This is a genomic window from Cupriavidus sp. 01L46, assembly GCF_056399905.1.
The window spans coordinates 1-13901 of sequence record NZ_JBFTSF010000116.1; the positions used below are offsets into that span (position 1 = coordinate 1).

At 66.9% G+C, this 13901-nt stretch carries 11 protein-coding genes and 2 tRNA genes; 9 read left to right on the top strand and 4 right to left on the bottom strand.

What is annotated here, in order from left to right:
- From AC1DS3_RS20715 to pgi, 8 genes are all read left to right on the top strand, one after another.
- Nucleotides 1–885: amidase family protein (locus tag AC1DS3_RS20715; RefSeq protein ID WP_477127854.1), on the top strand; the 885-nt coding region annotated here is incomplete at its 5' end.
- A 146-nt stretch (nt 886–1031) separates the two neighbouring features.
- Nucleotides 1032–1994: a TRAP transporter substrate-binding protein gene (locus tag AC1DS3_RS20720; protein WP_477127863.1), complete on the top strand. Its 963-nt coding sequence runs from the start codon at nt 1032–1034 to the stop codon at nt 1992–1994.
- A 193-nt stretch (nt 1995–2187) separates the two neighbouring features.
- Nucleotides 2188–2739, top strand: a complete 552-nt coding sequence (locus AC1DS3_RS20725) for a TRAP transporter small permease subunit (RefSeq protein ID WP_441630829.1) — start codon at nt 2188–2190, stop codon at nt 2737–2739.
- Nucleotides 2739–4049 (top strand): TRAP transporter large permease, encoded by a 1311-nt coding sequence (locus AC1DS3_RS20730; RefSeq protein ID WP_441630827.1) that lies wholly within the window; start codon nt 2739–2741, stop codon nt 4047–4049. The genes AC1DS3_RS20725 and AC1DS3_RS20730 overlap by 1 nt, the downstream gene beginning before the upstream one ends.
- A gap of 13 nt (nt 4050–4062) precedes the next feature.
- Nucleotides 4063–5352 (top strand): D-amino acid dehydrogenase, encoded by a 1290-nt coding sequence (locus AC1DS3_RS20735; protein WP_441630825.1) that lies wholly within the window; start codon nt 4063–4065, stop codon nt 5350–5352.
- Nucleotides 5353–5354: 2 nt separating this feature from the next.
- A complete protein-coding gene (locus AC1DS3_RS20740; RefSeq protein ID WP_441630823.1) occupies nt 5355–6980 on the top strand; it encodes an NAD(P)H-hydrate dehydratase in 1626 nt (541 codons plus the stop codon).
- Entirely contained in the window at nt 6977–7942 is a 966-nt protein-coding gene (locus AC1DS3_RS20745; protein WP_441630821.1) for a DMT family transporter, read from the top strand. The genes AC1DS3_RS20740 and AC1DS3_RS20745 overlap by 4 nt, the downstream gene beginning before the upstream one ends.
- Before the next feature lie 238 nt (nt 7943–8180).
- A complete protein-coding gene (pgi, locus tag AC1DS3_RS20750; RefSeq protein ID WP_477127855.1) occupies nt 8181–9815 on the top strand; it encodes a glucose-6-phosphate isomerase in 1635 nt (544 codons plus the stop codon).
- A 12-nt stretch (nt 9816–9827) separates the two neighbouring features.
- On the opposite strand, the gene AC1DS3_RS20755 is transcribed toward pgi, so the two are convergent.
- On the bottom strand, nt 9828–10526 hold the full coding sequence (locus tag AC1DS3_RS20755) for an ABC transporter ATP-binding protein (protein WP_441630817.1): 699 nt from the start codon (nt 10524–10526) through the stop codon (nt 9828–9830).
- On the opposite strand from AC1DS3_RS20755, the gene AC1DS3_RS20760 reads away from it, so the two are divergent.
- Nucleotides 10525–11208 carry an arylesterase gene (locus tag AC1DS3_RS20760; protein ID WP_441630815.1) on the top strand — a complete coding sequence of 228 codons (684 nt, stop codon included), beginning with the start codon at nt 10525–10527 and terminating at the stop codon, nt 11206–11208. The genes AC1DS3_RS20755 and AC1DS3_RS20760 overlap by 2 nt on opposite strands.
- A gap of 72 nt (nt 11209–11280) precedes the next feature.
- Here AC1DS3_RS20760 and AC1DS3_RS20765 read toward each other — a convergent pair whose 3' ends face one another.
- The 3 genes from AC1DS3_RS20765 to AC1DS3_RS20775 form a co-directional block, all read right to left on the bottom strand.
- On the bottom strand, nt 11281–13230 hold the full coding sequence (locus AC1DS3_RS20765) for a SurA N-terminal domain-containing protein (protein WP_477127856.1): 1950 nt from the start codon (nt 13228–13230) through the stop codon (nt 11281–11283).
- Between the two features lie 245 nt (nt 13231–13475).
- Nucleotides 13476–13552: transfer RNA gene (locus tag AC1DS3_RS20770), tRNA-Asp, on the bottom strand.
- Nucleotides 13553–13608: 56 nt separating this feature from the next.
- A tRNA-Val gene (locus tag AC1DS3_RS20775) sits at nt 13609–13684 on the bottom strand.
- Nucleotides 13685–13901 lie beyond the last annotated feature (217 nt).

A 13901-nucleotide genomic window follows, 5' to 3' on the forward strand; every position in this document is an offset into this window, starting at 1 on the left:
TCGTCGGGCGCCGCGGTGTCCGTGGCGCTGGGCCTGGCGGTGGCGGGGCTGGGCAGCGACACCGGCGGCTCCATCCGCATCCCGGCTGCCCTGTGCGGGCTGACCGGCTTCAAGCCGACCGCCCGGCGCGTGCCGCTGGACGGCGCCTTCCCGCTCTCCTATACGCTGGACACCGCCTGCGCCATGGCGCGCACGGTGCAGGATTGCGTGCTGGTGGACAGCGTGATCGCCGACCAGGCGGTGCTCCCCGTCATCAAGGCCGCGGCGGGTATCCGCCTGGCCATCCCGCGCCAGGTCCTGCTCGACGACCTCGATGACACGGTGGCGCGCGCGTTCGACCGCGCCCTCGGCCGGCTGTCCGCGGCCGGCGTGCAGATCGAGCACATCGACCTGCCGGAACTGGCCGAGCTGGCCGCCATCAACGCCGGCGGCGGCTTCACCGCCGCCGAGGCGCATGCCATCCACCGCCACGTGCTGGCCACGCGGCGCGAGCAATACGATCCGCGCGTAGCGTCGCGCATCGACCGCGGCGCGGCCATGAGCGCGGCCGACTACGTAGACCTGATGCGCGCCCGCCTCGACTGGATCACGCGGGTTGCCGCCCGCATCGAAGGCTTCGACGCCGTGGCCTGCCCCACCGTGCCGATGGTGGCGCCGCCGATCGCCCCGCTGGTGGCGGACGACGCGCTGTTCTTCCGCACCAACGCCCTGCTGCTGCGCAATACGTCGGCGTTCAACTTCCTCGATGGCTGCTCCATCTCGCTGCCCTGCCACCAGCCGGACGAGTTGCCCGTGGGCCTGATGCTCTCGCACGGTGCACTGCGCGACGCGCAGCTGCTGGGCACGGCAATTGCATTGGAATCCATCATCAAGCCGGCCGCCTGAGGCGCCGCGGCAAGGATAGACGTAACCCGCGCCACCCCTGAGCCAGGTGGCGCGGGCAAAACGACTTCGGAACGAATACCAAGACAGACGTAGCCACAATGACTAACCAGGAGAGATCGATGCAAGGGAAGGCCACACTGAAGTGCATGTTGCTGGGCGGGGTGCTTGCCACCGCTGCCGTGATGACGCMGGCCGCGCAGGCGGATACCAAATGGGACCTGCCAACCGGCTACCCGGTGAGCAACCTCCACACCGAAAACCTGCAGCAGATGGCCACCGACGTGGAGAAGGCCACGGGCGGCAAGCTCAAGATCGTGATCCATCCCAACGGCTCACTGCTCAAGGCCAACGAGATCAAGCGTGGCGTGCAGACCGGCCAGGTGCAGATGGGCGAGATCCTGATGTCGCTGCTGGCCAACGAGAACCCGGTATTCGGCGTGGATGCGGTGCCCTTCCTGGCGACCAGCTACCAGGACTCCTACAAGCTGTGGCAGGCCTCGCGCGCGGTCACCGACAAGGTGCTGGACAAGCAAGGCATGAAGCTGCTGTACGCGGTGGCCTGGCCGCCGCAAGGCATCTACGCCAACAAGCCGATCAACGCCGCGGCCGACATGAAAGGCCTGAAGTGGCGCGCGTATAACCCCGCCACCTCCAAAATCGCCGAACTGGTGGGCGCGCAGCCGGTGACCATCCAGGCCGCCGACCTGGCACAGGCGCTCGCCACCGGCACCGTCAATTCGTTCATGTCCTCGGGCGCCACGGGCGTGGACACCAAGGTCTGGGAGAGCGTGAAGTACTTCTACACCGTCGATGCCTGGCTGCCGAAGAACATGCTGGTGGTCAGCAAGAAGTCCTTCGCCGCGCTGGACAAGCCAACCCAGGACGCCCTGCTCAAGACGGTGGCCGAAGCCGAGAAGCGCGGCTGGCAGATCTCGGAGCAAAAGACGCGTGAATACCTGGCCGTGCTCGGCAAGAACGGCATGGCGGTGCAGCCGCCCTCGCCCCAGTTGAAGCAAGACATGCAGAAGCTTGGCCAGGTGATGGTGGACGAATGGGCCAAGGGCGCCGGCGACGACGGCAAGGCCATCCTGGACGCGTACAAGAAGTAGGCGTTGCCGTCATTGCCGTAGTTTGCGCCGTAGTCAATGCCGCAGTTAATGCTGTAGTTAATGCTGTAGTTTGCGCCCTAGCGAGAAACAAGCGATCCGTATCCGGCCACGGCGGCGTTGCCCGCCGCCGTGGCCTTGCTGCCGCAAACCTCCCGCGCCTTCTTTTTCACCGCATCAACCCTCCCCACTCGCCATGGAAGCCACTTCCGTCAACAAGCGCTGGCTGGACCGGCTGCTTGACCTGTTCGCCGTGCTCGGCGCGCTGTGCATCCTCGGGGTCTGCCTCATCATGATCCTGATGTCGTTCTCGCGCGAGACCACGTTTATCTTCAAGGGCGGCGACGATATCGTTGCATGGCTGTGCGCCGCCTCCGCCTTCCTGGTACTGGGCCAGACCTTCCAGCATGGCGGCATCGTCCGCGTGGAAATGCTGCTGGAGGCCGTCAATCCGCGCGTGCGCTGGTGGCTGGAGCTGATCTCGCTGACCATCTGCGCGGTGTTCGCCGCCTACGCGACCTGGGCCTTGTTCAGCTTCGCCTGGCAGAGCTGGGAGATCGGCGATGTGTCGCAGGGCCAGATCGTCGTGCCACTGTGGATTCCGCAGAGCTTTGCGGTGCTGGGCTGCGCCGGCTTCATGCTGGCGGTGCTGGACGAACTGTTGCGCGTGGCGCGCAAGCAAAAGCCGCGCTACCAGCTGGCGCAGGAAGCCAAGCTGGCCGCCGGCGACTTCGGGGAGACCGTCTGATGAGCACCGTCCTGGTTTCCCTGATCCTGCTGGTGGTGATGATCGGCTTCCTGGTCATCGGCGCGTGGATTCCCGTGGCCATTGCCGTCACCTCCTGGGTGGGGCTGGTGGTGTTTGCCGATCGCGATGCGCTGGTCAACCTGGCCAATGCGTGGTGGTCGTCCAGCGCGTCGTACACCCTGGCCTCGCTGCCGCTCTTTGTGTGGATGGGCGAGATACTGTTTCGCACCAAGCTGTCCGAGCAGATGTTCAACGGGCTCTCGCCTTGGCTGAACTGGCTCCCCGGGCGCCTGATGCACGTCAACATCCTGGGCTGCGGCATCTTCGGCTCGGTATCGGGCTCGTCCGCCGCCACCTGCGCCACCATCGCCAAGTCGGCGCTGCCCGAGCTGACCCGGCGCGGCTACGATGAGCGCGTGACCCTGGGCTCGCTGTCRTGCGCCGGCACGCTCGGCATCCTGATCCCGCCATCGATCACCATGGTGGTCTACGCGGTCTCGGCCGATGTGTCGATCATCCGCGTGTTCCTGGCCGGCTTCCTGCCCGGGCTGCTGCTGATGCTGCTGTTCTCCGGCTACATCGTGGTGTGGGCGCTATCGAACCCGGACAAGACACCGAAGGCGGAAATCTTCAACTGGCGCTCGCGGCTCGCCTCGATCCGCCAGTTGATGCCGTGCATCGTGCTGATCGCCTTTATCACCTGGATCATGATCACCGGCTACTCCACCGCCACGGAAGCGGCCGCCTACGGCGTGGTGGCGTCGCTGGCGCTGGCGTGGGTGGGCGGCTCGCTCACACGCAAGGCGTTCTGGGAAAGCCTGATGTCGGCCACCCGGCTGACCGCCATGATCATGTTCGTGCTGGGTGCGACCTCGTTCCTGTCCGTGACCATGAGCTTTACGGGCATTCCGCGCGCGCTGGCGGAATGGGTGGCCTCGATGCACCTGTCGCCCTGGGCGCTGATCGCCGTGCTAACCGTGATCTACATCCTGCTGGGCACCGCGCTCGATGGCATTTCCATGATCGCGCTGACCACCGCCACGGTGCTGCCGATGGTGCAGGCCGCGGGCTTCGATCTGGTATGGTTCGGGATATTCATCGTGCTGCTGGTGGAGATCGCCGAGGTGACGCCACCCGTGGGGTTCAACCTGTTCGTGCTGCAGAGCATGACAGGCAAGGACAGTAACTACATAGCGCGGGTCTCGCTGCCGTTCTTCATGATGATGGTGGTGGCCATCGGCATCGTCACGGTGTGGCCGCAGATCGTCACCTGGCTGCCCGATGTGGTGATGCAAAAAGAGCTGAAGTAATCTACGGAGCGCCATGCATGTGATCGTCATCGGCGCCGGTGTCATCGGCGTGTGCTCCGCGTGGTACCTGCGCGAGGCTGGCTTCGACGTAACCGTGGTCGAGCGCCGCGCGGCGCCGGCGCAGGAGTCGAGCTTCGGCAATGCCGGCGTGATCGCGCCGGGCTATGTCACCCCCTGGGCGGCGCCCGGCATGCCGGGCAAGGTGCTGCGCAACCTCTTCGCCAGCACCTCGCCCGTGCTGTTCCGGCCCAGCGCCGATCCGGCCATGTGGCGCTGGATCGCGCGCTGGCTGGGCGAATGCACGCTGGAGCGCTACCGCATCAACAAGCTGCGCATGCAGCGCCTGGCCTTCTATAGCCGGGAATGCCTGCATGCGCTGCGCGGCCAGCTCCAGATCGACTACGAGCAATCTCAAGGCTACCTGCAGCTGTTCCGTACCCAGCGCGACCGGGACCTCGCCGAGCCGGCGCTGGCCCTGCTGCGCGAGCACAAGGTGCCGCACCGGCTGGTCGACGCCGACGGCTGCCGGCGCATCGAGCCTGGCCTGACCACCGACACGCCGCTGGCCGGCGGGCTGCACCTTCCCGAGGACGAATCCGGCAACTGCCCGATGTTCGTGCGCCGGCTGCGCGTGCTGGCCGAAGCCGCGGGCGTGCGCTTTGTCATGGACAGCGACGCCAGCGCCCTGCGGCCGTTGCCGGGCGGCAAGCTCTCGCTTGACCTGTGCGGCACCGGTGCCGGCGATGCCCGCAGCGCGAGCGAAACGCTCACCGCCGATCGCGTGCTGGTCAGTGCAGGCATAGCCAGCGCCGCGCTGTTGCGCCCGCTGGGCCTGCGCATCCCCCTCTACCCCGTCAAAGGCTATTCCGCCACCGTGCAGGTCAGCGACGAGCTGCAGGCGCCGCTGGGCGCGCTGATGGACGAGTCCTACAAGGTCGCCATCACCCGCATGGGCAACCGCCTGCGTATTGCCGGCACCGCCGAGCTCGGCTCGCGCAAGCTCGACCTGCGCCCCGCGGCCATCAACACCTTGCTCAAGGTGGCGCGCGACTGGTTCCCGGTTGCAGGCCACTATGGCACGGCCACGCTGTGGGCCGGCGCCCGCCCGATGCTGCCCGATGGCCCGCCGCTGATCGGCGCCACGGCCGTGCCCGGGCTTTACCTCAACCTGGGCCACGGCTCCACCGGCTGGGCGATGGCATGCGGCTCCGGGCGCATTGCCGCCGACCTGATCGCAGGCAATCGCCCCGGCATCGACCTGGATGGCCTGACCCCCGACCGCTACGGCTTAGGCCCACGCTGACCATGCAAAGCTCTGCCCCGACGTCTCCCACGCTTGCCGCTGCGCCGCCCGACGATGCCTGGCTCCCGCTGGACGCGGCAAGCGCCAGCGCGATCCCGCTGTACGACGTGGCGGCCCTCCGCCACATCGAAGCGGCCGCCATGGCCAGCCTGCCCGCCTTCACGCTGATGTCCCGGGCCGGCGCCGCGGCGGCGGCCTGGCTGGCGCACCACACGCCCGCGGGCCCACTGCTGCTGCTGGCCGGCCCGGGCAACAACGGCGGCGACGCGCTGGTGGCCGCCACCCGCCTGCACCAGGCCGGGCGCGAGGTCCAGGTGTGGTTGACGGCCGAGCCCGATCGCCTGCCCGCCGACGCCGGGCGAGCCTGGCTGGAGGCGCGCGCGGCTGGCGTGATACTGCACGCCATGCCGGAGTCCGCCTGCCATGGCACCCTGCCGCCGTTTCCCCCGCACACCTGCGCGCTGGTCGACGGCTTGCTCGGCATTGGCCTGAACCGCGCCGCCGATGGCTTCACGGCGCAGTGGATCGCGCACCTTGCCGAGTCCCGGCTGCCCGTGTTCTCGCTCGATATCCCGAGCGGGCTGTTCGCCGATACCGGCGCCGGCGCGCCGGCGGTACGCGCTTTGCGCACCCTCACCTTCATCGGCGCCAAGCCGGGCCTGCTCACGCTCGATGGGCGCGATTGCGCGGGCGAGGTGGATATCGCCCCGCTCGGCCTGAACTATCCGCCGGCCCAGCCTGCCTGCGCCACGGTCAACGTGCCGGCGTCGTTCGCATCGGCGCTGCCCACGCGGCGCCATGCCACCAATAAGGGCACATTCGGCTCGCTCGCCGTGATCGGCGGCGGCATCGGCATGACCGGCGCGCCGCTGCTTGGCGCGCGTGCCGCGCAGCACCTTGGCGCCGGGCGCGTGCACATCGCCTTCCTGGCGCAGCCCGCGCCGCTAATCGACCCCGTGCACCCGGAGCTGATGCTGCACCCGATCGCGGAGATCGAGCTGACCAATATGTCCGCGCTGGTGATCGGCCCGGGCATGGGCACAGGCACGGCGGCGCGCAAGCAGCTGGCGCAGTTGCTGCAAGCCAGCGTGGCCGCCACCGAGCCGCCCGCGCTGGTGCTGGATGCCGATGCGCTGAACATGCTGGCCGCGGACCCCGCGCTTGCCGCCATGCTTGGCGGCGGCCCGCCGGTGCGCGTGATGACGCCGCACCCGCTCGAAGCCGCGCGCCTGTCCGGCATCAGCGTGGCCGAGATCCAGCGTGACCGCCTGGCGGCGGCGCGCTCGCTGGCAGCCCAGTGGCAGGCCGTGGTCGTGCTCAAGGGCTCGGGCACGGTGATCGCGTCGCCACCGGATGCGCTCGGCAGCGTGTCGTTATCGATCAACCCGACCGGCAATGCCGGGCTGGCCACCGCCGGCACCGGCGACGTGCTGGCCGGCATGATCGGCGCCCTGCTGGCCCAGGGCATGCCGGCGCTGCAGGCCGCACGGGCCGCGGTCTGGCTGCACGGGCGCGCCGCCGACCACCTGGTGGCGCAGGGCACCGGCCCCGCCGGCCTGACCGCGAGCGAGCTCTACCTGCCGGTGCGCGACCTGTTCAATGCCCTGCTGCGGGCGCAGCAGGCATGAGCAAGGCGACGGATAGCGGCGCCCGCCTGCAGGCCGCGGCCAGCCGCTCGCCGGCCCGGCGCCAGCTGCTCACCGGCGTGGCCCTGCTGGTGCTCGGCCAATGGATCCTCAGCCTGCTGGATGCCAGCAGCAAGACGCTGACCCAGCAGGGCCTGCCGGTGGTGGGCGTGGCCTGGGTACGCTACGTGGGCCATGTGGCCGCGATCTTCCTGCTGCTGGGGCCGGCGCGCTTGCGCCAGCAATGGCGCCCCGCGAAACCGGGCCTGCAGTGGCTGCGCGGGGGGATGATGCTGGTCTCGACGCTGGTGTTCTTCAGCGTGCTCAAGCTGATGCCGCTGGCCGAGGCCACGGCGCTGAATTTCTGCGCGCCGCTGTTCGTGGTGGCGTTGTCGCCCTGGCTGCTAGGCGAGCGCCCGAGCGCGCATGCGCGCGCGAGCCGCTGGAGCGGCGTGGCTATCGGCTTCGTCGGCATGCTGATCGTGGTGCGCCCCGGCGGCGAGCTGAGCGGGGCCGGCATTGCGCTGGGCTTGTTGTCGGCACTGGTGTTCGCGTTGATGCAGATGCTGACGCGGCGCATTGCCGCGCATGACGCGCCCATGACCACCTTGATCCAGAGCGGCGTGACCGGCGCCGTCCTGACCACGCTGCTGGTGCCCTTCTTCTGGTTCGAAGCGGCACCCACGCCGCTGCAAGCCGTGCTCCTGCTGAGCACCGGCATCACCGGCTCGATTGGCCACTATTTTGTGATTCGCGCGTTCCAGTACGCGGATGCGTCATTCCTCAGCCCCTTCCTCTACCTGCAGATCCTGTCGGCGACGACCATCGGCTACCTGGCGTTCGGCCAGTTGCCGGACTGGATCACCGCGCTCGGCGTGGCGGTGATCTGTGTGGGCGGGGTGTGCGTGGCGGGGGGCGAGTCAGCGCTGCGGGCGGTTGCGCGCCGGCTCGGGCGCCCCGGCTGACGGGAGCACAGCGCCGGCGCGCGAAGGAATGCGCCCGGCGATCGATCCCCTCGGAAGCACTAATGCCGTCTTTTGCCGCCAAAACGCCGAGTCGTGCCAGATGGGCGCGTTATACTTGAGAGGCTCCTGACCGTCGCGCAAGGCCAGCCGGGCTGGCTACCGGGGAGCATTGATATCTAGCGGAAACACCAAGCTTCACACGGTACTTCCGCGCTGTCCTTCAAAGATTTCCGCACGCATGCCCACAGACCTCCACGCCTGGCACTCACTTCTGCAACACCACGACGCCATTCGCGAAACGCCGATGCGCGAGTGGTTTGCCGCCGGCTCCGCGGAACAACGCGTCGAGCAGTTCTCGCTGGAAGCCGCAGGCCTGTATCTCGATTATTCCAAGAACCGCATCACGCCGCAGACCATGGCATTGCTGATGCAACTGGCGGATGAAGCTGGCGTGCCCAAACGCCGCGATGCCATGTTCGCCGGCGACCACATCAACGCCACCGAGGACCGCGCGGTCCTGCACATCGCGCTGCGCGCCGGTGCCGACGCAACGTTCAAGGTCGACGGCAAGCCCGTCATGCCCGCCATCCACGCCGTGCTGGACCGCATGCGCGTGTTCTCGCAGCGCGTGCGCAGCGGCGACTGGACCGGCTTCACCGGCAAGCGCATCACCGATGTCATCAACATCGGCATCGGCGGCTCGGACCTGGGCCCGCGCATGGTGTGCCGCGCGCTCTCGCACCTGGCCGGCAGCGGCCCGCGCATGCATTTCGTCTCCAACGTGGACGGCACCGAACTGGCCGAATGCCTGGACCGGCTCGACCCCGAGCAAACCCTGGTGATCGTCTGCTCCAAGACCTTCACCACGCTCGAGACCATGGCCAACGCCTGCAGCGCGCGCCAGTGGTTCCTCGACAAAGGCGTGGCCCTGGACCAGCTGGCCAGCCATTTTGCCGCGGTGTYGACCAATGTGGAGGCGGTGCGCGCCTTCGGCATCGACCCGGCGCACATGTTCGAATTCTGGGACTGGATCGGCGGGCGTTTCTCGCTGTGGTCCTCGGTCGGACTGTCGATTGCGCTAGCGGTTGGCTTCGACGCGTTTGAAGACCTGCTGATCGGTGGCCGCGCCATGGATGCGCATTTCAGCAGCGCGCCGCTGGCGCAGAACATGCCCGTGGTGCTGGGCATGCTCGGTATCTGGTACCGCAACTTCTTCGGCATGCCGACCAGCTGCATGGCGCCGTACTCCACCTCGCTCGAATTGTTTCCTGCCTTCCTGCAGCAGCTGGAAATGGAGAGCAACGGCAAATCGGTACAGCTTGACGGCCGCCACGTGCGCGCCCATACCGCGCCGGTGGTCTGGGGCTCCGCCGGCACCAACGGCCAGCACGCCTATTTCCAGCTGATCCACCAGGGCTCGCAGATCGTGCCGGTGGATTTCGTGGCGCCGCTGCGCCCGCCCCGCCTGCTGCCCGGCCATCACGCCAAGCTGCTGGCCAACTGCTTTGCCCAGGCTGAAGCGCTGATGCTCGGGCGCACGGCCGAGGAACTGCGCGCCACGGGGCTCACCGACGAGATCCGTATCGCCCACATGGTGTTCGAKGGCAACCGGCCGAGCAACACGCTGCTGATGGAAGACATCACGCCGCATACGCTCGGCGCGCTGATCGCGCTCTACGAACACCGCACCTTCGTGCAAGGCGTGGTCTGGAACATCAACTCGTTCGACCAATGGGGCGTGGAACTCGGCAAGATCCTGGCCAAGCCGATCGAGGGCGAGTTGAACAATGCGGCAAGTGCCGCCGCCGGGCAGCACGATGCATCGACCGGCAGCCTGATTGCGCGCGCGCGCGCGGCGCTCGGCAGCGCCTGACGCAGCGTTTTATCAAACCGGCGCGGTCATCCACTCGTCGCTGGCAACCCGTCCGGCTTCGATGGTCAGGATGCGCCCGCAGCGGGCCGCCACGGAGCGATCGTGCGTGACCAGCACCAGGGTGGAACCGGCATCGCGGTTCAGCTCGAACATCAGCGCAATCACGGCCTCCCCGGTGGCCGTATCCAGGCTCCCGGTAGGCTCGTCGGCAAAGAGGATGTCGGGCCGGGCCACAAACGCCCGCGCCAGCGCCACGCGCTGCTGCTCGCCGCCGGAGAGCGTGCGCGGATAGTGGGAAAGGCGCCCGCTCAGCCCCACGCGGGCCAGCATGTCGGCGGCGCGCTCGCGCACGCCCGCGGTCTCTCCGCGCAACTCCAGCGGCAACATGACGTTTTCCAGGGCGCTCAGGTGCCCGACCAGCTGGAACGACTGGAACACAAAACCCACATGGCGCCCGCGCTGCGCTGCCCGCTGGTCTTCGTCGAGCTGGAACAGGTCCTGCCCGTTGAGCTTGACGGTGCCCGTGGTGGGCAGGTCCAGACCCGCCAGCAAGCCCAGCAGGGTTGATTTGCCCGAGCCGGATGCGCCCACAATGGCCAGCGTTTCKCCGGGCGTGACGGAAAACGTCACGTCGTGCAAAATCGTCAGCGAACCTGTCGTGTCGGCTACGGTCTTTCCTAATGACTCGACTGCAAGAATGGATGAAGACATGAGCAAGAAGTTCTGGTGCGGTTGGCGAAAGCTGGCGCTGGCGGTGTGCGTGACCACGCTGCTGCCCGCGATGGTGCCGGCCACGGCGTCGATGGCGCGGGCGGCAACGCCCGCCATCCTGGTGCTGGGCGACAGCCTGTCCGCCGAGTATGGCCTGGCCCGCAATACAGGCTGGGTCAAGCTGATGGAGGCGCGGCTGCGGGAGGAACGTTTCGATTATAGCGTCGTGAACGCCAGCATCAGCGGCGAGACCACGGTGGGCGGCAAGACGCGCTTGCCCGACCTCCTGGCAAGGCACCATCCGGCCGTGGTCATCGTGGAGCTGGGCGCCAACGATGCCTTGCGCGGCCTGCCGCTGCAAACCACCGAGGCCAACCTGCGCAGCATCGTCACCAGCGCGCAGCAAGCCAAGGCCAGCGTACTGCTGGTGGGCATGCGCATCCCGCCCAATTACGGGCCGGACTACACCGAGCGCTTCTTCTCGCTCTACCCCAAGCTGGCCGGCGAGTACAAGCTCCGGCTGGTGCCCTTCCTGCTGGAGCAAGTCGTCGCCAAGCCAGAGTGGTTCCAGGCGGACCGCCTCCATCCCACGGCGCAGGCGCAGGGCACGCTGCTCGATACCGTCTGGCCGCAGCTCAAGCCCTTGCTGAAGGCGCCAGCGGCCAAGACAGCTACCCGCTAGTTGTCCGCGGCTTTGCCATAAAGAGAAAGGCGCCCGAAGGCGCCTTTCTCTTTATGGCTGCGAGCGGCAGTATTACTGCGCGCCAGCGCCGCTGGCCGGAGCCGCTTCCGTCGTGGCAGCGGGCTTGAGCAGCTTCACCTTGGCCCGGTCCTTCAGGCCTTCGTAGAAGGCTTCCAGCTGGCTCTGGCCCAGCATCTGGCCCAGTTGCTGCGCCTCGCCCTGGCGCTGCGCGGCATCCGCCTGCGCAGGCTGGCTGACCTTGCCAATGCGATAGATCGCGTAGCCATCGGCGCCCAGATCCACGCCGACATACGCGGGCAGCTTGGCGGTATCGGCACGCATCACGGCTTCCACAGCMTTCGGTGCCAGGCCGTCGGCCTTGGCACGCGAGACGGTTACCGATGCGCCGAAGCCGTCGGCGCCGCCGCTCTTCTTCAACGCTTCGAGACGTTCAGCGCCTGCCTTGGCGGCAAGCTCGGCTGCCTGCTGCGCGATATAGCCTTCACGCACCTTGGCCTGCACGTCTTCGAACTTGCGCACCGTGGCCGGGCGGTAGTCGACGATGCGCGCCGCCACCAGCGTGGTGGGGCCAACCTGCACGGCCTCGGTGTTGCGCTTGTTCTTGACGGATTCATCGCTGAACAGCGCCTTGAGCAGCTTCTCGTTATTGAGCGGGTTTTGCGCGCCCAGGGCCGGGTTCGGCTGGCGGGTCACGTTGTCGGCGCTCTGGATCGTCAGCTTGAACTTGTCGGCAGCCGGCTTGAGGCTGTCGGACTGTTCATAGACCGTATTGCCAAACGTGTCGGCCAGTTCGGTGTACTTCTTGGCGGCGAGTTGCTTGCGCAACTCCACTTCCAGTTCGGTACGGACCTGTTCAAGCGGCTTGGTCTCGGCCGGCTTGATGCCGGTGACCTTGATGATGTGATAGCCGTAGTCGGTCTCGACCACGTCGCTGATCTGGCCATCCTTGAGCGCATACATCGCGTCTTCAAACGGCTTGACCAGCGCGCCACGGCCCATGAAGCCGAGGTCGCCGCCCTTCTCCGCCGAGCCCGGGTCCTGCGACTGCTTGCGGGCCACGTCGGCAAACGTCTCGGGATGCTTGCGCAGGTCCTCGAGCAGCTTGGTGGCTTTTTCCTTGGCGGCCTGGCGCTCCGCTGGCTTGGCATCCTTGGGCGAGCCAATCAGGATGTGGCTGGCGCGGCGCTGCTCGTCGGTGCGAAAGCGCGCGATGTTGCTGTCGTAGTAGGACTTGAGCTCTTCGGGCGTGACCGGCGTCGAGGCGGCCAGCGCGTCGGCCGACAGCACCAGGTATTCGACCTTGGCTTGCTCGGGCACCGAGAACGCTGCCTTGTGGCTTTCGTAGTACGCCTTCAGCGCGGCGTCATCCGGATTGACCTTGGCGGTGAAATCGGCCGGCTTGATCTGCAGCGCCTGCACGTCGCGCTGCTGGTCGCGAATGGCGATCAGGCGGTCCAGCAAGGACTTCGGCACGAAGGCGGTAGCGCCAACCGAGGAGCTGAGCTGCTGGGTGGCCAGGTCGAAACGCATGCGGGCGTCGAACTGCTCGGGCGTCATGCCTTGCTGAGCCAGCAGGCCGACGTAGGCCTTGTCGTCGATCGTGCCATCTTTCTTCTTCGGCAACTGGGCGATGGCGGGAATGCTGCTGATCGTCTCAAGCAGGCGTTCGTTGGAAACGGTCAGGTGCTTCTTGGCCACCTCATCCGCTACCACGCGCTGCAGGATCAGCTGGTCGAGCACCTGCTGGCGTGCCTGCGCGCCTTCGAACTGGCGCGGGTCGTAGTTCGTGCCAAGCATCTGGCGCATGCGCTCGCTCTGGTCACGCACCACGTTATCCACTTCTTGCGCCGTGATAGCGCGGCCGTCGACCTTGGCAAGGTCGTGCGAGCTGTCCATGAAACGCGAGTAGCTCTCCACGCCGAAGAACACAAACGACGGGAAGACAAGCACCAGCAGCAGCAAAAGCATCAAGCGCCGGTTGTTGCGTACGAAATCAAGCATGCTGACTCAGGAAAAGGGTTGTACGAACGGCAAACTCCGGGATTCTATCAGGAGCGGCAGGCTTCACGCGATTTGCAGCCCTGCGGCGCAATTGGCGAGCCATGTCTGCCCTTGCCCGGCGGGTGCTCCGGGACACTGCAAGCCGGAGCCGGTTTGATCAAGAACGGAGTGCGGAATTGGTAAAGCGATGAGATGCGCAAAAAGCAAAACGGGCCACTAAGGGCCCGTTTTGCTGACTGCTTGTTTGGCGGAGTGGACGGGACTCGAACCCGCGACCCCCGGCGTGACAGGCCGGTATTCTAACCAACTGAACTACCACTCCTGAATCGGTGTTGCAGGATGCATCCGTGTGTCTGGCTTGTCTTGCGGCAGGAGCGGTGGTGGGTGCTGAGGGGCTCGAACCCCCGACCTACGCCTTGTAAGGGCGCCGCTCTACCAACTGAGCTAAGCACCCGCTCGTACCGCAGCCGCACTGCATGCTGCAAGCATCGCCGCGCACATATCAGAGTAATTACTGCTGTTTGCGTTGCGAGGGCGCAAGTGTAATACAGCCTTTGGCGTTTTGCCAAGTATTCTTCGCAGGCATTTTTACAGGCCGGAAAATGCACCTACACCTTGCGCAAGGTGGCACGGATCGCAGGCGGAACAGGAGACAAAATAGAAAAACGCCG

Coding starts and splice junctions, on each gene's coding strand:
- AC1DS3_RS20725 (WP_441630829.1), top strand. CDS start 2,188: ATGGAAGCCACTTCCGTCAACAAGCGCTGGCTGGACCGGCTGCTTGAC.
- AC1DS3_RS20735 (WP_441630825.1), top strand. CDS start 4,063: ATGCATGTGATCGTCATCGGCGCCGGTGTCATCGGCGTGTGCTCCGCG.
- AC1DS3_RS20740 (WP_441630823.1), top strand. CDS start 5,355: ATGCAAAGCTCTGCCCCGACGTCTCCCACGCTTGCCGCTGCGCCGCCC.
- AC1DS3_RS20745 (WP_441630821.1), top strand. CDS start 6,977: ATGAGCAAGGCGACGGATAGCGGCGCCCGCCTGCAGGCCGCGGCCAGC.
- AC1DS3_RS20760 (WP_441630815.1), top strand. CDS start 10,525: ATGAGCAAGAAGTTCTGGTGCGGTTGGCGAAAGCTGGCGCTGGCGGTG.